The organism is Streptomyces sp. NPDC047917, from assembly GCF_043204345.1.
Taxonomy (GTDB): Bacteria; Actinomycetota; Actinomycetes; order Streptomycetales; family Streptomycetaceae; genus Streptomyces; species Streptomyces sanglieri.
The window spans coordinates 352,288-371,208 of sequence record NZ_JBIDCA010000012.1 but is presented as its reverse complement, the minus strand read 5'-3'; the positions used below and the strand labels follow the sequence as shown (position 1 = coordinate 371,208).

Genomic DNA, 18,921 nt, shown 5'->3' with positions numbered 1-18,921 from the left:
CCACAGCCTCATGAAGGGAGAAGAGATGAGCATCCGACCGAATCAGCTGCTGACCGTTCTCGCCGACTGCTCCGGCAACCAGGAACTCGCCGGCATCGGGAACGACGCACTCGACACGGACTTCGACGCCCTGGGTCTCGATTCTCTGGCGGTACTGGAATCGGTGGCCCGGATCGGGCGGGAACACGGAATCCACATATCCGACGAGGAGGTTCACGACCTGGGCACCCCGCTGGCGCTGCTGAACCGGCTCAACCGGGCGCAGAGCGGCGGCGACGAGGGCTCCGGCGCCGGGGAGCGGCTTCCCGTGGTGGTGGTCGGAGCCGGCCCGGTCGGTCTCGCGCTGGCGGGCGAACTGGCCGCTCACGGCATCGGGGTGACCGTGCTCGAACGGCGGGCCACCCCCGAGACGATGGTCAGGGCCGGTTCGGTCGGACCGCTCGCGGTGGCGCTGCTGCGCAGGCGCGGGCTGGCCGACGAGCTGGACCGGGCCGAGCGGGAGACCGTCGAGCGCTACCGCGCGATGGCCGACAGCGCCACGGGCGCGGTCGGGCACGCCCTGCCGAAGGAGCATCTCGCCGGCATCGAGAAGGTCGAGCACGCCGACCCCTCGATGCGCCGGATGCGGGTGGAGCAGCCGGTCCTCGTCGACATCCTGCTGCGGCACGTCGCCGCACTCGGCGTCGATGTGGCGTGGGAGCACGAGGTGACCGCGATCGGGCAGGACGACCGGGGGGTGTGGGTCACGGTGGCCGCACCCGGTGGCGAGCGACGCCTCCGCGCGGCCTACGCGGTCGGCTGCGACGGCGGCGACAGCACGGTGCGCAGGCTCGCCGGCATCCCGCTGACCGGCACCGAAGCGACCCTGACCGGACGGCAGTCGGTCGTCGGGTTCGAGGGCGAACCACCGCTCGAACACGGCTTCCGGCACACCTCCGGCGGGCTCGTCGCGTGGGGGCTCGGCGTCAACCGGGTCGCCACCCTGGAGTTCGACGGGCCGCCGGCCCCGGACGCCGGGCCACTGACGTCCGGGGAACTCCAGGACAGTCTCCGGCGTGTGATGGGGATTGACGTGCCGATCGCGCGGATGGCCGCCGGCGGCCGGTTCACCGACATGGCGTACCAGGCGGCGGAGTACCGCAGGGGCCGGGTCTTCCTGGCCGGTGACGCGGCCCATGTGCACGCCCCGTTCGGCGGTCAGGGCCTCAACACCGGCATCACCGACGCCGCCAACCTCGGCTGGAAGCTGGCGGCCGCCCTCGACGGCTGGGCACCGCCCCGGCTGCTCGACACGTACCACGCGGAACGGCATCCGGTGGGTGCCCGGCTGCTGGCCAACGTCCGGGCCCAGACGGCTCTGATGCGGCCCGATCCGCACAGCAGCGCCCTGCGCGACCTCGTCGGCCGGATGATGGACGTGCCGGACGTGCGCCGCTTCGTCGGTGCCCTGCTCAGCGGAACCGACGAGAGGTACGGCACGGACGGGCACCCGGAGGTCGGCACCTTCCTGCCGGACTACGAGGTGACGGACCGCCAGGAGCCCGTCTCGGGACGGGGCCTGCTGCTCGACTTCACCGACTGCGCCGCGCTGCGCGCCATCGGGGCGAGGTGGGCGGACCGGGTCGACGTCGTGTCCGCGAAGACCGGGCGCGACGATCTGGCCGCGGTCCTGCTCCGGCCCGACGGCTATGTCGCCTGGGCCCTGACGACCGGGGACACCCCGAGGGCCCGGCCGCTGGTGCGGGCCCTGCGCACCTGGTTCGGTACCGGCCGCTCCCCCGCCGGTACGCCCGCGTCCGGAGGGCGACGGTGAACCCCGCCGATCTCATCGGTGTGTGGACGCTCGATTCCTTCCACGACATCGACGCCACGGGCATCCGTACCGAAGGGCCGCTGGGCGCCGCCCCTCGCGGCATCCTCATCTACACCGCGGACGGGCGGGTGTCGGTGCACATGATGCGCGCGCCGGACGCCGGCCCGGTCCCCGGGAGCAACGACTACATGGGGTACACGGGCACCTGGCGGGTGACGGGGTCCCGGGTAACGCACGCCATCGAGATCACGCCACGTCGCCCGTGGGTCGGCACCGAGCAGACCCGCGGGGCGCGTCTCGAAGGCGACCTCCTGACACTGGACGGCTCGGTCCCGGTGAACGGCCGTGAACAGCGGCGGGTGTTGGAGTGGCGGCGCGCTCCCGCCCACGGCACGCCGAGGCACTGACCGAACGCGGCACCGTGCCCGTCCGGACGTTCCGACGCCGGCCCGAGGCGATCCGCACGACCGATCCGCACCACCGATCCACACGACTGGCCCGTGCCACCGATCCGCACCACCGATCCACACGACTGATCCGCGCCACCGACCGCACTACTGACCCGTACCACCGATTCGCATTACCGATCCGCACTACTGAGGAGACACTGTGACCATTCTGGTAACCGGGGGCCGCGGACATGTCGGCCGCAGCGTCACGCGAAAGCTGCTCGCGGCGGGAGAGACCGTGCGGGTGGGCACCAGCGACCCCACGGACACCTCGCTGTCCCGCGACGCGGAGGTCGTGGAGCTGGATCTGTCCAGGCCGCAGACGCTGAGCGCGGCACTGCGCGGCGTACGGCGGGTGTTCCTGTACGCCGACCCCTCGACGGTGGACCAGCAGATCGAGGCCCTGGAGCTGGCCGGGGTGGACCATGTGACCCTGCTCTCCACCAGGTCGCTGACCTTCCGGGACGCGGACAGCAACCCCATCGCCCGGCTGCACGTCGCGGTGGAACGCGCACTGGGCCAGTCCCGGCTGCCGTGGTCCTTCCTGCGCGCCGGGACGTTCGCCACGAACACACTGCAGTGGGCCCGCCTCATCCGATCGGACAACACCGTGCGGGCGCCCTACCCGCAGTCGCACGCCGCCGCGGTGCACGAGGACGACATCGCCGATGTGGCCACGCTGACCCTGACCCAGCAGGGGCATGCCGGCGCCGCCTATGTGATGAGCGGCCCCGAGTCCAACACCCAGCGCGAGCAGGTGTCGTTGATCGGGAAGGCCATCGGCCGTGAGATCGAGTTCGAGGAGATCGGGCCGGAGACGTACCGGCAGACGCTCAGCCGCTGGGGCGGCGGGCGCGAAGAGGTCATCAACCAGCTCCTCACCTACCTGGTGACCTGGAACGAGCGTCCGGTGCCCGTGGTGGACGCGCTCCAGCAGCTCACCGGCAGGCCGGGCCGCCCCTACGCGCAATGGGCCGTCGACCACGCCGATGACTTCCGCTGACCGGACCGGTCGGATGTTCCCGGGGCGGCCCCGCCGGGCCGCCCCGGGGCGTCCCGTAGCACTCCCCCGTCGCCGCGTACCGAGAGAAGGAGCACGATGGCGTCCGCACCCACGATCCTTGCGTCCGCCCCCCGGCACAGCGCCCTGCTCGGCGTCGGGGGCTACCGCCCGCGGCGAGTGGTGACCAATGCCGAGATGTGCCGGTCGATCGACTCCACGGAGGAGTGGATCGAAACCCGCAGCGGCATCGTCCGGCGGCATTTCGCCGGCGAGGACGAGACGCTGACGATGATGGCCGCGGCGGCCGCGGAGGCTGCCATGGCGCGGGCCGGCACCGCTGCGGCCGATATCGACCTGGTGCTGGTCGCCAGCATGTCCGACCTGGTCCAGACACCGCCGCTCGCGGTCCGCGTGGCCCACGAACTCGGGGCCGACCGGGCCGCGGGCCTCGATCTGTCGGGCGCCTGCGCGGGCTTCTGCCACGCCCTCGCGCTCGCCTCCGACACCGTACGGGTCCGCGATGCCGACCGGGTCCTGGTGATCGGTGCCGAGCGGATGACCGACATCGTGGAACCCACCGACCGCACGATCGCGTTCCTGTTCGCGGACGGGGCGGGCGCCGTGGTGGTCGGACCGGCGCGGGAACCGGGCATCGGCCCCGTGGTGCGCCGGGCGTACGGCGCGTACGGCAACGCCCTTCGGATGACCGGGCCCTGGGCCGGGCAGGGTCCGCGCCCCTGGATGCGCATGGACGGCCGGAGGGTCTTCCGCTGGGCCATGGAGGAGGTGGCCCCGGCCGCGGGCCGGGCCCTGACGGCGGCGGGCCTGGCACCGGCCGACCTGGCCGCGTTCGTGCCGCACCAGGCCAACCTGCGGATGACCGAGCTGATGGCCGAGCGGCTCGGTCTGGGCGAGGACACCGTGCTGGCCACCGATGTGGTCAGGTCAGGCAACACCTCGGCCGCCTCGATACCGCTCGCCCTGGACGCCCTGCTGGCCGAGGGACGGGTGGCCACGGGCAGTACGGCCCTGTTGGCCGGTTTCGGGGCCGGTCTGAACTTCGCCGCTCAGACGGTCCTGCTGCCCTGAGGGGCCGCGACACGGGAGCCGGACCACCCGCACCACCGGTGGTCCGGCTCCCGCACTGCCGCGTACGGCTCACCGGCAGGTCACCAGGCGACCGTCAGCTCCGTGGGGCCGTGCACGAACTGCCCCTCCCGCCAGGGAACGTCCCGCTTCTCCCCGGCCAGCCGGAGTGTGGGGAACTCGCGCAGCAGCGCCCCGAGTCCGGCCCGCAGTTCCAGTCGGGCCAGCTGCGCACCGAGACAGTGGTGCACGCCGTGGCCGAATCCGACGTGCGGGTTCGGGGACCGGTCCAGCTTGATGCGGCCGGGTTCCTCGAAGACCGTCTCGTCGTGGTTGGCCGCTCCGATGGCCGCGATCACCGCCTCGCCCGCGCGCACCACCGTGCCGTCGAACTCCACGTCCTCCAGGGCGATGCGCGTGGTCCCCCCGTTGACGAGATGGACGTACCGCAGCAGTTCCTCGACCGCGGTGTCGAGCAGTCCGGGCTCTTCGAGGAGCCGGGACCACAGGCCGGTGTCCAGCAGGGTGAAGGTGAAGTTGGAGAGCTGGTTGGCCGTGGTCTCGTGCCCGGCGACGAGCAGGTCGACGCCCATCTGCACCAGCTCCTGCTCGCTGAGCCGGTCCGACTCGTCCCGCGCCTCCACCAGGTCGGTCAGCAGGTCGCGGGAGCGTCGGGCCGAGGGCCGTGCGCGGCGTTCCGCCACATGCCGGCCGAGATAGTCCAGCAGGGTGCCGATCGCCTCGTCGATCTCCTCGCCGGTCGCCGCCGTGGTGCTCAGCATGAGCCGGGACAGCCGCTCGAAGTAGCCGCGGTCGGTCGCCGGCACGCCCAGCAGTTCGCAGATCACCGTCACCGGCAGCGGTACCGAGAAGTGGTGCACCAGGTCGACGGGGGATCCGTGCTCCCGCATTCCGGCCACGAGTCCGTCGACGATCTGTTCCGTCCGGGGCCGCCAGCGCTGCACGTTCTTCATGGTGAACGTGCCCGCCACGAGCTTGCGCAGCCTGCTGTGCTCCGGCGGGTCCATGGCGAACAGTCCGCCGGGCGGGGTCTGCGCCGGGCTCACCCGCGGCACGTCCGCGTCGACCGTCGCGGCCCGGGAGAACCTCGGATCCGCGTAGACCTTCCGCACGTCGGCGTACCGGGTGGCCAGCCACGCGTCGCCACCGAAGGGACACCCGACCCGCCGCAGCGGTTGCTCCGAGCGCAGTGCGGCGAACTCCGGTGGCGGACCGAGCTCGGTGGTCCGCGCGAACGGAAGCCGCGGGGCATGTGTGGTCATGACGTACTCCCTTTGCGGTTCCAGGCATGTTCCATCGCCTCGAAGCTACGGGGGGCCACACCCCGACTCGCTCAAGGACCGCTCATACAAACGGTAGTTGGCCGAACCCCGATGGCCTGCTGAGCTGTAGTTCGATAGTTTGCGCAGGGGACTTGACAGAACGTCAGTGGTCCCTTTCGGCCCGGTAAAACCTACATAGATAAAGGGCAAAAATGGTAAAGAAGTATCGCGCTGTGGAGTTCGCCGAGTACGGGGAGCCCGAGGTCTTACGTGTGGTGGAGCGCGAGGTGCCCCGGCCCGGTCCCGGGCAGGTGCTGGTGGAGGTCCGCGCCGCCGGGGTGAATCCGCTGGACTGGCAGCTGCGCAGCGGGGCCGTCGCGGCGATGATGCCGGTGGAGTTCCCTTCGGTGCCCGGTGGTGATGTCGCCGGTGTCGTCGCGGACGTCGGCGAGGACGTGACCGACTTCGCCGTGGGCGACGAGGTCTTCGGTTCGATCGGCTCCGGCAGCTACGCCGAGTTCGCGCTCGCGCCCGCGGCGCAGCTCGCGCGGAAGCCCGAAGGTGTGTCCTGGGAGGTCGCGGCCGGGCTGCCGGTGGCCGTCAACACGGCGTACCAGGTGCTGGCGGACCTCGGGGTGAAGTCCGGGGAGACCCTGGTCGTGGACGGCGCCGCCGGTGGCGTCGGGTCCGTGGCCGTGCAGATCGCCAGGCATCTCGGTGCGACGGTGATCGGTACGGCGAGCGAGCGCAACCACGCGTACCTGCGCTCGCTCGGTGCCGAACCCGTGACGTACGGGGAGGGGCTCGCCGAGCGGGCCCGCGCCGTCGCCGAGAAGGGTGTGGACGCGGCGTTCGACGCAGCCGGGAAGGGCTCGCTGCCGGCCCTGGTCGAATTGACCGGTGGCCCGGACCGCGTGGTCACCATCGCCGATCACCGGGCGGCGGAGCACGGTGTGCGCTTCGCGTTCGCCGGCCCCGACGCGATCCGTGAGCGCCTGGAGCAGGCGGCCGCGCTGGTCGGGAGCGGCGAACTCGGCCTGTCCGTGGCCCGGACGTACTCCCTGTCCGAGGCGGCCGACGCCCACCGGGAGAGCGCGGGCGGCCACGTACGCGGCAAGCTGATCATCGTGCCCCGCTGACGCGGGTCCGTCACGTCCCGGTGCGTCCTGTGCCGATGCGCCATGTGCCGATGCGCCATGTGCCGGTGCGTCCTGCGCCGGCACGACATGTGCCGACGCGTCATGCGTTGGTGCGTCGCGTGTTGGTGCGTCATGTGCTGGTGTGCGTCACGTCCCGGAGCCCCCGGGGCGGAGCACCGAGACGGCTGCCGCGAAGGCTTCGGCGTCCGCGGCGGTGCCCGCCCGATCGCTCCGGGCCAGCAGCGGGTGGACACTGCTCGGGCCGCGCAGGACGGCCCGGTGTCCGCGTGCGGCGACCGCGAGGCTGCGGTCCGGGCTCGCGTCGAGCAGTACGAGTCCGGGGTCGAGGCCCTCGGAGTCGAGCAGTGTGCGCAGTGCGGGCCAGTACCGTACGGGGAGCGACATCTGGTCGGCCCAGAAGGCGGGGTCGACGGCCTGTTCGGCACTCACCGGGCGTGCGGTCCTCGTGGACATGATGGTCGCCCCCGGCGGTTCGGGCCGGAGCCGGCCCAGGTCCTGCCCGAACCGCCGGGCGGCCGGAACCATCACCGGGCTGTGGAAGGCGTGCCCCGACCCCAGTGTGCGCAGCGTGATGTTCCGGCGCTCCAGTTGTCCGCGCACCGCCGCGAGGACGCTGCCGGAACCGGCGAGCACGGTCTGCCGGGGCCCGTTCTCGGCCGCGACGACGGCGCCCGTACGCAGCTCCGCGGACAGCTCCTCGGCGGTGGCCGCGACAGCCAGCATGCCGCCGCGTCCGGTGTCGCCCAGACGCCGGACGTGGCCGGCCATGGCGGTCGCGAGTTCCGCCGGGGCGAAGACGCCGGCCAGGCAGGCCGCGACGAGTTCGCCCACACTGTGCCCCAGCAGCACGTCCGGCGCCCCGGCGGCCGACCGCACCGCGCGTCCGAGCGCGTGGCCGACGGCGAACAGCAGCGGCTGGGCGACGACGGCCTCGTCCACCGCACCGGCGGAGCCGGGATTCAGCCAGATGTCCCGCAGCTTGTCCCCGTCGGCGCCGAACACCGTGAACATCTCGTCCATCCAGCGGGTGAACTCCGGTTGCACGCCATGGAGTCCCGCCGCCATCCGGACGCGCTGCGCCCCCTGTCCCGGCAGCAGCAGGACGACTCGTCGCCGTGTCACAGCTCTCTCTCCTTCGCGTTTCGTGTCCCGGGCGGGCGGCTCCCGCACGTCCCGGTGCGCCGCGCCGCGCCGCCCGCGGCGTCCGGCAGATCCACTCACGCTCCGGCGGACTCCTGGTCCAACGGCCGCCTCCGGCCACCTCCAGCACCGCTGGATCCTGGCTGGAGGCCACCGCCGCACCGTGGCCCCGGCCACCCGGTCAGATGCCCGGCCCACGGCGAAAGGCGGACCTCAGATGTCGAACCATGGTGCGGACCTGTATCTGGACCTGATGAAGAAGGTGCTGACGAACACCATCTACGCCGACCCGGCGATCCGGGTGTGGGGCGAGGACAACGACGAGGCACGGCAGGAGGGGCGTGACTGGCCCAGCGTGGCCCACACCATGGTGGGCATGAAGCGGCTGGACAACCTCCAGCACTGTGTCGAGTCCGTTCTCCGGGACAACACACCCGGCGACCTGATCGAGACCGGTGTGTGGCGCGGGGGCTCGTCGATCCTGATGCGTGCGGTCCTCAAGGCGCACGGAGTGCTGGACCGGAGTGTCTGGCTGGCCGACTCCTTCCAGGGGATGCCGGTGGCGGACGAGCGGGCGCACCCCGCCGACCGGCAGTTGCAGTGGCACCTGCACAACGACTTCCTCGCCGTGCCGCTGGAGCAGGTGCGGGAGAACTTCTCCCGCTACGGCCTGCTCGACCGGCAGGTCCGCTTCGTGGCCGGCTGGTTCGCCGACACCCTGCCGACCGTCGAGGTCGACAAGCTGGCGGTGATCCGGCTGGACGGCGACCATTACGACTCGACGATGGACGCCCTGGTGAACCTCTATCCCCGCCTCTCGCCCGGGGGCTTCGTCATCGTGGACGACTATGTGCTCCCCCCGTGCAGCGAGGCCGTCGAGACGTACCGCAGGGAGCACGGCATCACCGAACCGCTCCAGCCCATCGACGGTGTGGCGATGTTCTGGCAGCGCGGCTGACCCGCACCGTTTCGACGACCGCGAGGGAGACCGCGTGACGACCACCAGAACCGAGCTCGTCGAATCAGTCCTGCGCAGCGCCTCGGGAGGCTGGCGGCGCGTCACCGAAGTGGTGGAGCGCTGGGGGACGGACGCGGTCGCGGCGGTACTGGTGGACGAGATCCTCTTCCGCTCGGAGCCGGCGGCGGACTGCGCGACGGCCACGGTCGGCCTGGAGCTGACCCACGGGTCCGCACGGCACACCACCACCCTCGACGTCGCCGAGGGGGCACGGCCGGCCCGTTCCGGGGCGGCCACCGCCGATGCCGATGTGCGGCTCGAATGCTCGATCGCCGATCTGGTGCTGGAGCTGTACCGGTCCGACACCGACCGCGGCCCGGACCTGCGCGTCACCCGGTTCCTGCCCGGCGAGGGCCATCTGTCGTCCGACACCGAGCGGCTGCACAGGATCGCCCGGGCCGCGGACGCGGTGGTCTCGGGCTGCACCTCGCACAGTCCCGGGCTCGCCACCCTGGCCCTTCGGCACGACTCGGACCGGTGCAGCAGCCTCCAGCTGTCCGCACCGCACTTCGAACGCCACTTCCGGGCGCTGCGCGGCCAGGAGGTCCGGCTGCTCGAACTCGGCATTGGAGGCTACGAGCGCCCCGACCAGGGCGGCGGGTCGTTGCGGATGTGGAAGCGCTTCTTCCCGCGCGGGCAGATCTACGGGGTGGATGTGTTCGACAAGTCGCCCCTGGACGAGGACCGCATCACCACGCTCCGCGGGCGCCAGGACGACCGGGAGTTCCTCGACCGGCTCTGCCGTGAGCACGGCCCCTTCGACGTGGTCATCGACGACGGCAGCCATGCCGCGGGCGACGTCCTGACCGCGTTCGAGCACCTGTACCCGCGACTGCGTCCGGGCGGCTGGTACGTCGTCGAGGACCTGTCGGCCTCGTCCTGGGCCCGCCACGACGGCGACGCGGTGCCGGGCGATTCCATCGCGGCCGCCCTGGCTCTGGTGAGCGCGCTGCGGGAGCGGACGGGCCACGGGGTCCGCGCCGACGGCGGGAGCCCGGATCTCGCCGGGTCACTGGCCGGCCTGAATCTGCATCACAACATCGCGTTCCTGGAGAAGGGCGCCGGTGTCGTCGGCGCCCTGCCGCAGTGGGTTTCCCGCAGGCCGTTCTGGAACGGTGTCACACCCCAGGTGCACCCGGCCCGGTAGCCCCGCGGGGTTGCCGGGCCGGACGGCTGCCGGTCAGTCCGAGAGGGTGGTGGCCGCGGCGAGACCGGCCACGGTCGGGGCACGGTCGGTCCGGGACGGTCGTGACCCCGGCAAGACCGGCCACGGTCGGGGCACGGTCAGTCCGGGACGATGGTGACCCCGGCAAGACCGGCCACGGTCGGGGCGCCGACGATCGCCATGGTGTTGTGCAGGTCCTCGACCAGATCCCGCAGCACGGCGGCGACACCGTCCCGGCCGCCCACCGCGAGGCCCCACAGGACCGGCCGGCCCACCAGCACGGCCGACGCTCCCCGGGCCAGCGCGACCGCCGCGTGACTGCCGCGACGTATCCCGGAGTCGAAGTAGACCGGCACCCTGCCGCCCACCGCCGCCGCGACACCGGGGAGAGCGTCGATGCTGGTCACGGACCGGTCGTGCTGATAGCCGCCGTGGTTCGACACCACGACCGCGGCCGCACCGGCCTCGATGGCGCGGGTCGCGTCCTCGGGGTGGAGCACGCCCTTGACGATCACGGGCAGCCGGCACCGGGCGATGAGCCGCTCCAGCTCCGTCCAGGTGGCGGCGGGGTTGGGGAACAGCGTGTCGATCACCTCCTGGGCACTCGCCCCCGGCGTCTCACGCCGCCGTTCGGCCAGCAACCGGGTGAAGCAGGGCTCGTCGGCCACCGCCGGCTGCGAGGCGGCCTCCCGCAGCTCCTGGCTGGAGTGGTCGAAGACATTGCCCGCGTCGCGCCGGCTCGCCCCCATGACCGGAACGTCCACCGTGCAGACGACCGCGTCGAAGCCCGCGTCCTCTGCTCCTTCGACCAGCGCGTCGGTGAGCCCGCTGTCGCTCATGAGATACACCTGCCGCCAGCGCACCTGCCGGCCCGCCGCACCCGCGACCTCCTTCGGCGAGTGGCTGGCGAACGTCGACAGACAGAAGCCGAGACCCAGTTGCGCGGCGGCCGCCGCCGCCGCGCTCTCGGCTCCCGCGTGGTAGATGCTCTGCATGCCCATGGGCGCGACGAGAAACGGAGCGGCCAGCCGGCCGCCGACGACGTCGGTCCCCAGGTCGATCCGGGAGACGTCGCGCAGCATGCGGGGAAGCAGTGACAACGAGTCCAGGCGGGCGATGTTGCGTCGTACGGTGGACCCGTCCCCGGCGCCACCGCTCATGTACTCGAACGTCTCGGCGGGCAGTTGTCTGCGTGCCTCGTCCTCGGCGGTGTCGCTGCTGACAGGCGGTGTGGCGTCGGTTGCCACGGCGATCCTCCTCGAAAGAGCCCTCGTCGAGCGGGGCGAAGCGTCAATGTGCCGACCAGTCGCTGTGCTGCCGGGGCCGCGGCCGATCGGCGTACCGGAAGTCGAGCGAGGGGTCGGAGTTGAGAATGGCCTCGTGCAACTGCCGGAGCGCGCGCGAGGGTTCGAGGCCGAGCTCATCGACCATGTTCCGGCGCAGGCACTGGTACTCCTGTATCGCGTCGAAGCGCCGGTCGGACCGGTACAGGGCGATCATCAGCTGCTGGTACAACCCCTCGGAGAAGGGGTGCTCCATGACCAACTGCCTTAGTTCGCCCAGCACTTCACGGTGCAGGCCGAGCGCCATCTCGGCGTCGATGGCCTGCTCCACCACGCGCAGTCGCTCCTCGTCCAGCTTGGTGGCGTAGGCACTGAGTGCCCTGCCGTGCCGGACGTCGGCGGCGAACGGACCGCGCCAGCAGGACTGCGCGGCCCGCAGCAGGCCGGCCGCCTCCGCCATCACCCCGCGGTCCAGGGCCCGTTTCCCCTGGACGGCAAGGCTCTCGAACTGGCGGAGGTCGATCGACTCGGGCGGGATGTCGGCGACGTAACCGGCGTACGCGGTGCGCAGCCACTGGGGTTGTTGCGTCCCGGTCGGCGCCGGCTCCCCCGGCCCCGCACCGGGGTCCGTCGTGCGGCGGGCCGGAATCGCCTTGCGCAGTTGGTAGATGTAGGTGTGCAGGGTGGTCAGAGCGGTCAGCGGGGGTTTCTCTCCCCACAGTTCGTCGATGAGCGAAGCAGTGTGTACGACGCGGCCACTGTGAAGCAGCAGCAGAGCCAGCACACTGCGCACTTTGGGTGCGGAGAGCGTCACCCTTCGTTCCCCATCGAAGACCTCTAGCATGCCGAGTAGGCCGAAACGCATGTCTGCTCCCACGGGCTGGTCGGAACTGGCGAGACGCCGTGTCGTCGCGCGAGGTGGTGGTCGATCGGCGTCGTGCCCGGCTTGGCCGGTCGCCCCGACATGACGAAGACCGGACAGGGCGGGACGACGACGTCGGCGTACCCACAGGCCGGATGCGATGGCTGCACGGAGAGCCGGCCCACCGACCGCCTCCGGCGGCACGGCGTCCGCGCTCCCGCGGTGTCAGTTGGTTCTCTGCTGGTGCATCGGCGACTGCCCGTCTTCTCTCGCACTGCTCGTGGGGGTGCCGTGGACCAGATCCTGGAATTCCTGGGCCAGGAATTCGTACGGGTGGGGGGTGGACGGGGCTGACACCTCGTCGAGCGAGGCCATCACCTCGTCGGGGAACTCGGCGTTCGCCGCTTCCAGGTTGTCCAGCAACTGCGACCGCCCGGAGACGCCGAGGGTGACGCTGGTGAGCCGGGGGTTGCGCAGCAGCCACGCCAGAGCCATCCGCGCCGGACTCTCACCGGTCTGCTCCGCGAGCCGGTCGAGGCGGAGGAGGGTGCGTTCGACGATGTCCTCGAAGGGGCTGCGGGTGGCCCCCAGGGCGCCTTCGGTCAGCCGCCCGGCCCCTTCGAGGGTGCGTCTGCGCGCATCCACCCGGTACCGGCCGGCCAGCAGACCTCCCGCCAGGGGGCCCCAGGAGACGAGACCGGTGCCGCTGTGTTCGGCGTACGAGAGGTATTCGTGTTCCAGCGAGCGAGTGAGCAGGTTGTAGTTCAACTGCATCGCGGCGATGGGCGGGAGGCCCCTTCCCGCGCACAGTCCGTCGGCATATCCCAGATACCAGCCGGGCACATTGCTCAGGCCGAGATAGCGGATCTTGCCCTGGGCGATCAGATCGATCGCGGTCTCCAGCGTTTCCTCGACGGCTGTGACGCGGTCCCACAGGTGAACGTAATACAGATCGATATAGTCGGTGTCGAGTCGAGTCAGCGACTCCTCGACGGCGGAGGTCATGGCCCGGCGACTGCACCCACCGCTATTGACATCGTCAGGACCGGTTCGATATCCGAACTTTGTCGAAAGGACAACATTGTCGCGAGCGGAGCGCTGCTTCAACGCACGACCGAGCCATTCCTCGCTTTCCCCGCCGTTGTAGGCGTTCGCCGTGTCGAACAGGTTGATTCCGTGCTCCAGCGCGATACCGATCAGCGCGTCGGCCTCGGCCGGCTCCATCGACCAGCGCGGACCCCACCGCGACCCCAGGGTTGCCGTGCCCAGACTCAGCACGGAGACGCGAATGCCTGTCCTGCCCAGCCTCCGGTACTCCACAGCACGACCCCCCTTCGACAGCCATACGGTTGAATCATTGGAAAACATTTACTTGTCGTTTACGATGCCTTCCGGGCGAGCGATGCCGCGGCCGACGATCTTGTACCTGATCAGTCTTCATGAGTCGGCTGGCACTATCAACAGCCCCCGAACGGGAGGGCCGAAAGCAACCCCTCGGGGGGCATGCGCATGCGCGGATATTTGACAAATGGGGCCGACGCCTCAATACGTAAGGATCAGGCATCGATCCGACCCTCACTCCGGCCTTATGGTCGCGCATAGCCGGATACTCTGGCCTGGCCCTTTGCTGCACATGCCACCGAATAGCGGAATTCGAAACTCCGCAATGGTCCGGACCGGATCCCCGATTTTCCCGGCCAAATTCCTCCCTCGGCCAGGCCCGCACCGGGGCCGGTCCCTGCCGGCGGTTCAGGGCCCGGCGGCAGTCGCCGCCGCGGCCTGCGAAGCACACGGCAAGGAGCAATGCTCAAGTCCTGCGGAACGGCCTCGGGTTGGGACGTGAAAGGGCTTGGGCAGCGGCCTTCTCCGGGATCCGGAGCAGCACCACCGGCCATTTCCGCTGCACCGCACCGACGCGGTGAGGACCTGGCGCACCATCCCGGTGCTTCGGGAAGCCGAGCGGCAGACCGACGAGCAACGCCGGCAGTGGGAGGGGCGCGCCGGCACGCTCGCCGGTCTTGGGCGACTGCCCGTCGCTCACGTGACCTTCCGGCGCCCGCCCCAAGACTGGCAGGGGATTCCTGAGTCCGATTGGCCGACGGGACCGGTGTGCGTCGCCCCGCTCGTGGACGCCGTCGTAGCCACCTTGATCCACCGGATCGACACGAGGTACGGGCCCAAGAGCCGGGTGAGCGCCATCTTCCGCGATGCGGAGCGGTATTCCGACGTCGCCGGTTCAGCGCCGGCGACCCTACAGGGCAATGTCGAGCCTCCGCCCCTCTCGGCGGAGCACCGCGCATCCGAGCGTGAAGGGCACGCACGGAAGGCCGAGGCAGTCACCGTGATCTCCGAGAACAACACGCTGGAGGAAGGGACGCCCCTGGAGTTGCCGAGTCGTGGTTGGCCATTCGGCCGACCGGTAGTCGGCCAGTCGGGATGCCGAAGGGCCGATCGCGGCAGGAGCGGGCTCATGGGCCGGCAGAGCTTGTCCGGGCAGACGAGGAGGGCGCGGAGGAACTGCGCAGGTCCGCCGTCGTGGCGCCCACCACGGCCACGGCCCCGAGACAGAGGAGGCCACCGCTGACGAGTGCCGCTGCTCCTGAGGAGGCATCTGCCACGAGGCCGCCGCGCATATTGCCGATGTCGGGCCCGGCCTGCCCGACGATCTGTTCAGCCGCACTGACGCGGCCAAGCAGCTCGCGAGGCGTGTGCATCTGGACGACGGTGCTGCGGGAGACGACGGAGGCGGTGTCCGCGGCGCCGGCTATGACGAGGAAGGCCAGACCGGCCCATCGGTTGGGTGCCATGCCGAACAGCGTCAACGCCGCGCCCCAGGTGGCGGAACCGCCAAGCATCACCAGGCCGGGCCGGGGGAACCGAGTGAAGGTTCCGGAGAAGAGTGACGCTGCAACGCCGCCGACAGCGATGGCAGTGAGGAACAGCCCGAGGGTGCGTGGGTTGCCGCCGAACCGTTCGGCGTTGATCAAGGGAAACAGGCTGATGGGCATCGACAACACGGTGGTGGCCAGGTCTGTGAGCAGAGCCCCGCGAATGACCGGCGTGCGGCCCAAGAAGGCCAGGCCGTCCAACACGCCCCGCAGGCCGGGCCGTGCAGGCTCGTCTCCGGGATTCATCTGTGGCAGGCCGAAGGCGCCGTAGAACGCGGCGACGAACGTCAAGGCGTCGATCAGGTAGCAGGCGCCGACTCCCAGCCCGCCCACGATCAATCCGCCGAGCGCGGGACCGATCAGCATGGCGCCCTGGAAGGCGACTCGTTTCAACGCCAGTCCTGCAGCCAATTGATGCTTGGGGAGAAGGTGCGGAATGAAGGTGCGTGAGGCCGGGCCGCCGCCTGCGACGAAGCACGACTGAAGTGCGACGAGCCCCAGCACACCGGCGGGAGGAACGTGCCCGAGGAGGCCCTGGAGTGCGAGGAGGAGCGAACACACGGCTTGTCCGCTGGTCGTGAGCAGGTAGAACTTCCGGCGGTCCACCCGGTCGACGAGCGATCCGGCGAAGAGTCCGAGCGCGATGAGCGGAACCGCCTGCGCCAGCCCGACGGCACCCGTCCACGTGGGGCTCTTCGTCATCTGCCAGACCTGGAACATGACGGCGACGAGCGTCATCTGGCTGCCGAAACCGGACAGTGTCTGCCCGATCCACAACCGCCGGAACGGTGGTGACGACCGTAACGGAGTCACATCGATCAGCGTGCCCTTCAGCCCCATGAGGGATCCTCCGACAGCTTCTCGGCGATTCGGTCGTGGAAGCTCTTGCGCTCCAGAGCCCGCTCCAGATCGGTGACGACCTGGGAGAGCGGGTACGGAATCTCGGCTTCCAGGTCGGCGATGGCGGCCTCGGTGGCCCGCCATTCCGCCGCCAGGCGATCCACGACGCGGCGGGCCTTGTCGGTGAGCGTCACCTTCCTGGTGCGCGCGTCGTCGCCCACGGCGGTCTGAACCCAGCCGGCCGTGCGCATCGCCGCGACCTTCTGACTGAGTGCCGAATGCGTGAGCTGAACCGACTCGGCCAGCTCCGCGATGGTCATGGGTCCGCAGGCGTGAAGCCGGAGCAACTCCATGACAAAGCTGGGCTTGAGCCCGTCGATCTGTTGCTCGGAATAGACACGGGCAATGTCGGCGTCCATGGACGCCTGCAGCAGACGCAGGGGTCGCCAGAGGCTCTGCTGCGTCGGGTCGAGCGCGTGGGTATCGGCCATGGCGCGCATCATAACAGCGCTTATATAAGCACTATTACTCTTCCTTGGTCGGCGATGAGGGCCTCAAACACTCGGCGTGCCGCCGGCGAACCGCCCGGCCTCTCGGCGACGAGGCCGGCTTCACGGCGAAGAACGAGCAGCCCGGCTGGATGCCCCAACGCGCTATCGAGCGGGCACCCCCTGCGCCCGGGTCGTCGCCGAAAAGGTGTGCGGCCAGGTCAAGAGCCCGCGTTATCGACTGGCGGAACATGGCGTCGCGCACGTGCCGGCCACCGAGAGCTGCGGTGAAGACCGCCGCGGACGGCAGTCCCCGCGCCCACCCGGACACCGAGCGGGCCGCCGGCTCCAACGCCTGGAACGCGCCGGTACCGGGGTGCGTGCACCGGGCGGCGATCAGCTCCCGCACCTCCGCCCGGTGATGTGGGGGGGGCGTCGGCGATCACCTCTGCCGTGATGTGGAGCGTGCGTGTCTTCGGTGTGTGCGTACGAGGTCGATGGGGTAATCCATGAGCGCCGGGCGGCGGCCTGCCTGCACCCTGGACAGGGGCCATCGTCGACGCCGGGCGTCGGCAGTATGAAGACATGGAGGGCCTCCATGCCGTTTTCGCCCGGGATATCGCGGAACTTCGGCGTGAACCGGTCGCATTGGCCGAATCACAAGGGGGTTGACTAGCAATTAGACCTATGCCAAGGTCATCCGAGGCCTTCGATTCACTGGCCATTCAGTTCAATTACCTCTACTATAGAGTGCATCGCTTCAGAAGAATCAAGCTATTGATTAGCGCCTCCATCTTTCCGAGTACTTCTGCCGTCACCCGACTGCTCTGATACTCTCCAAGAGGGGAAATAGATTCAATGAACGCATCGGAGATACACTTAAAAAACGCATCACCCGAAGGTGATTCCGTTCTTGATCGGTTCCACTTTCTCGTCAATGCCCCAGCATTATTCAACGCCGTCGCCACAGCGGTAGAACTGGGAATATTCAGCCACCTTTCCGCTCAGGGTTCGGCAACGTTCGAGCAGATTCGCGAGCATGTCTCCATCCCGCCGCACCAACTGCGCGTACTGATGCAGGCCGTGTGCACGACCGGCCTGCTGGTCCGCAGGGACGGCGTGTATGAAAATTCGGCGGTTGCCGAGGACCTCCTGGCGTCTGACGACGACGACAGCTGGAGCCACATCCTCCTGGGCTGGAAAGAAGTGTATTATCCGGCCTTTTCCCGCATGACCTCCGCAATGCGTTCCGGGACCAACACCGCCTTGTCGGACTACCCCGGAGATGAACCGACTCTCTATCAGAGATTGTCGCGCAACCCTGACCTGGAGTCTGTGTTCCACCGCGCAATGAGCGCCTTTACACTCCGTTCGGTCGATGAGCTCGTGGAGCGCCCGGAATTCTCGTCCGTACGGCATCTGCTGGATATCGGCGGCGGTGACGGGACCACCTCCGGGAAGCTCAGCGCCCGCCACCCCGAGATGAAGATCACGGTTTTCGACATCCCGAGTGTCTCCGAGCTCGCGAGAGACAAGACCGTTTCCCGGTTCGAAGGGCGAGTCGAACTGCACCCTGGAGACTTCTTCCAGGATGAATTCCCCCGAGGCGCCGATTCCGTGCTCTTCAGCCATGTACTAGAGATATTCTCCGCGGAGCAGATTCTCGGGCAGCTCAAAAAGGCTTACGACGCATTGCCTTCCGGTGGCAAAGTGTTCATTTACGGCTACAACGTGTCCGACGACGAGACTCGCGGAATCTTTTCAGCGAGACTCGGCCTCTACTTCAACGTCCTTGCGTCCGGCCAGGGCATGGCCTATCCCGCCAAGGACTACGAGACGTGGCTGAGCCAAGTCGGCTTCGATGAAGTCCACACCGTCAGCGGGCTCCCCTACGAACACGGGTTGAGCATGGGCCGCAAGCCCTGACTCCCCGACTTTCCCGCACAGCAGCTCACTCGCGCGGCAGGTTCGGGATGTCATGTGTCCCTTCCTGTCGTGTCGATCGTCGTCGCCGGAATCATGCTGCCGATGCCCTGGCAGTCGAGTCTGGTCGCCCTCGTCTGCGTACCACTCATCGCCTGGTCCGTGGCGCGTTTCATGGGCGGGCGGCACGGACGCCGACGGGCGCTCCGGGAAGCGCGGGGCCCGTCGGCCGATCCGCGCACAGCCGTCCTGGACGAGGCCACATCGCTGCTGGCCCCGCGCGCTGCCCGGCACCTGGAAGCGGGCGCCGGCCGGTGACCTGAAAGGGCGAACGGTGATCGCCATCGCGCACCGCCTCCACGCGGCCCATGACGCCGACCGGGTGGTGGTCGTTCGATGACGGCCGGAACCCAGAAGTCGGCCGATTCGAGGGCTCGGTGTGCCAGGGGGATCGTATGCACGCCTGTGTCACTTCTGGCACGCCGACACCACTGTGTTGGCACCCCCGCCCGACCGAACG

16 protein-coding genes and 1 pseudogene are annotated in these 18,921 nt (G+C 69.8%); 10 read left to right on the top strand and 7 right to left on the bottom strand.

What is annotated here, in order from left to right; genetic code table 11:
* Window positions 1-25: 25 nt before the first annotated feature.
* The 4 genes from ACGF8B_RS29515 to ACGF8B_RS29500 all read left to right on the top strand — a co-directional run bounded on the left by ACGF8B_RS29515 (window position 26) and on the right by ACGF8B_RS29500 (window position 4,354).
* On the top strand, window positions 26-1,813 hold the full coding sequence (locus ACGF8B_RS29515) for an FAD-dependent monooxygenase (protein WP_392744535.1): 1,788 nt from the start codon (window positions 26-28) through the stop codon (window positions 1,811-1,813).
* Window positions 1,810-2,220 carry a lipocalin-like domain-containing protein gene (locus ACGF8B_RS29510; protein ID WP_392744533.1) on the top strand — a complete coding sequence of 137 codons (411 nt, stop codon included), beginning with the start codon at window positions 1,810-1,812 and terminating at the stop codon, window positions 2,218-2,220. Before ACGF8B_RS29515 ends, ACGF8B_RS29510 begins: the two co-directional genes overlap by 4 nt.
* Before the next feature lie 202 nt (window positions 2,221-2,422).
* Window positions 2,423-3,265, top strand: coding sequence for an NAD(P)H-binding protein (locus ACGF8B_RS29505; RefSeq protein ID WP_392744530.1), 843 nt, complete (start codon window positions 2,423-2,425; stop codon window positions 3,263-3,265).
* A 96-nt stretch (window positions 3,266-3,361) separates the two neighbouring features.
* A complete protein-coding gene (locus tag ACGF8B_RS29500; RefSeq protein ID WP_392744528.1) occupies window positions 3,362-4,354 on the top strand; it encodes a beta-ketoacyl-ACP synthase 3 in 993 nt (330 codons plus the stop codon).
* Between the two features lie 80 nt (window positions 4,355-4,434).
* Here the strand turns inward: ACGF8B_RS29500 and ACGF8B_RS29495 are convergent, their stop codons facing one another.
* Entirely contained in the window at window positions 4,435-5,634 is a 1,200-nt protein-coding gene (locus tag ACGF8B_RS29495) for a cytochrome P450 (RefSeq protein ID WP_392744526.1), read from the bottom strand.
* 212 nt (window positions 5,635-5,846) lie between these two features.
* Between ACGF8B_RS29495 and ACGF8B_RS29490 the strand changes: the two genes are divergently transcribed.
* Window positions 5,847-6,773 (top strand): NADP-dependent oxidoreductase, encoded by a 927-nt coding sequence (locus tag ACGF8B_RS29490; RefSeq protein ID WP_392744524.1) that lies wholly within the window; start codon window positions 5,847-5,849, stop codon window positions 6,771-6,773.
* Between the two features lie 147 nt (window positions 6,774-6,920).
* Here ACGF8B_RS29490 and ACGF8B_RS29485 read toward each other — a convergent pair whose 3' ends face one another.
* Window positions 6,921-7,916, bottom strand: a complete 996-nt coding sequence (locus ACGF8B_RS29485; protein ID WP_392744522.1) for an acyltransferase domain-containing protein — start codon at window positions 7,914-7,916, stop codon at window positions 6,921-6,923.
* Between the two features lie 235 nt (window positions 7,917-8,151).
* Here ACGF8B_RS29485 and ACGF8B_RS29480 point away from each other — a divergent pair, with 235 nt between their 5' ends.
* Entirely contained in the window at window positions 8,152-8,892 is a 741-nt protein-coding gene (locus ACGF8B_RS29480; RefSeq protein ID WP_392744519.1) for a TylF/MycF family methyltransferase, read from the top strand.
* Window positions 8,893-8,926: 34 nt separating this feature from the next.
* Complete coding sequence (locus ACGF8B_RS29475) at window positions 8,927-10,099, top strand: class I SAM-dependent methyltransferase (protein WP_392744516.1); 1,173 nt, start codon at window positions 8,927-8,929, stop codon at window positions 10,097-10,099.
* A gap of 137 nt (window positions 10,100-10,236) precedes the next feature.
* On the opposite strand, the gene ACGF8B_RS29470 is transcribed toward ACGF8B_RS29475, so the two are convergent.
* The 5 genes from ACGF8B_RS29470 to ACGF8B_RS29450 form a co-directional block, all read right to left on the bottom strand.
* Window positions 10,237-11,364 carry an alpha-hydroxy acid oxidase gene (locus ACGF8B_RS29470; protein WP_392744513.1) on the bottom strand — a complete coding sequence of 376 codons (1,128 nt, stop codon included), beginning with the start codon at window positions 11,362-11,364 and terminating at the stop codon, window positions 10,237-10,239.
* 43 nt (window positions 11,365-11,407) lie between these two features.
* Entirely contained in the window at window positions 11,408-12,214 is an 807-nt protein-coding gene (locus tag ACGF8B_RS29465; RefSeq protein WP_392744511.1) for a BTAD domain-containing putative transcriptional regulator, read from the bottom strand.
* 273 nt (window positions 12,215-12,487) lie between these two features.
* Window positions 12,488-13,582 (bottom strand): aldo/keto reductase, encoded by a 1,095-nt coding sequence (locus ACGF8B_RS29460; RefSeq protein ID WP_392744508.1) that lies wholly within the window; start codon window positions 13,580-13,582, stop codon window positions 12,488-12,490.
* Window positions 13,583-14,730: 1,148 nt separating this feature from the next.
* Complete coding sequence (locus ACGF8B_RS29455) at window positions 14,731-15,990, bottom strand: MFS transporter (protein WP_392744506.1); 1,260 nt, start codon at window positions 15,988-15,990, stop codon at window positions 14,731-14,733.
* The gene (locus tag ACGF8B_RS29450) at window positions 15,981-16,481 is read right to left on the bottom strand and encodes a MarR family winged helix-turn-helix transcriptional regulator (protein WP_392744504.1); all 501 of its coding nucleotides are present in this window, start codon (window positions 16,479-16,481) and stop codon (window positions 15,981-15,983) included. The genes ACGF8B_RS29455 and ACGF8B_RS29450 overlap by 10 nt, the downstream gene beginning before the upstream one ends.
* Before the next feature lie 284 nt (window positions 16,482-16,765).
* On the opposite strand from ACGF8B_RS29450, the gene ACGF8B_RS29445 reads away from it, so the two are divergent.
* From ACGF8B_RS29445 to ACGF8B_RS29435, 3 genes and pseudogenes are all read left to right on the top strand, one after another.
* Complete coding sequence (locus ACGF8B_RS29445; RefSeq protein WP_392744501.1) at window positions 16,766-16,900, top strand: hypothetical protein; 135 nt, start codon at window positions 16,766-16,768, stop codon at window positions 16,898-16,900.
* A 436-nt stretch (window positions 16,901-17,336) separates the two neighbouring features.
* Complete coding sequence (locus tag ACGF8B_RS29440) at window positions 17,337-18,404, top strand: methyltransferase (RefSeq protein ID WP_392744498.1); 1,068 nt, start codon at window positions 17,337-17,339, stop codon at window positions 18,402-18,404.
* Between the two features lie 210 nt (window positions 18,405-18,614).
* Window positions 18,615-18,882, top strand: a pseudogene (locus ACGF8B_RS29435) (ABC transporter ATP-binding protein); the annotation flags it as partial.
* Window positions 18,883-18,921: the final 39 nt, after the last annotated feature.

Excerpts from the sequence above, each read along its gene's own strand:
- ACGF8B_RS29515 (WP_392744535.1), top strand. The coding sequence starts at position 26 with ATGAGCATCCGACCGAATCAGCTGCTGACCGTTCTCGCCGACTGCTCC.
- ACGF8B_RS29500 (WP_392744528.1), top strand. The coding sequence starts at position 3,362 with ATGGCGTCCGCACCCACGATCCTTGCGTCCGCCCCCCGGCACAGCGCC.
- ACGF8B_RS29495 (WP_392744526.1), bottom strand. The coding sequence starts at position 5,634 with ATGACCACACATGCCCCGCGGCTTCCGTTCGCGCGGACCACCGAGCTC.
- ACGF8B_RS29490 (WP_392744524.1), top strand. The coding sequence starts at position 5,847 with ATGGTAAAGAAGTATCGCGCTGTGGAGTTCGCCGAGTACGGGGAGCCC.
- ACGF8B_RS29480 (WP_392744519.1), top strand. The coding sequence starts at position 8,152 with ATGTCGAACCATGGTGCGGACCTGTATCTGGACCTGATGAAGAAGGTG.
- ACGF8B_RS29455 (WP_392744506.1), bottom strand. The coding sequence starts at position 15,990 with ATGGGGCTGAAGGGCACGCTGATCGATGTGACTCCGTTACGGTCGTCA.
- ACGF8B_RS29450 (WP_392744504.1), bottom strand. The coding sequence starts at position 16,481 with ATGGCCGATACCCACGCGCTCGACCCGACGCAGCAGAGCCTCTGGCGA.
- ACGF8B_RS29440 (WP_392744498.1), top strand. The coding sequence starts at position 17,337 with ATGAACGCATCGGAGATACACTTAAAAAACGCATCACCCGAAGGTGAT.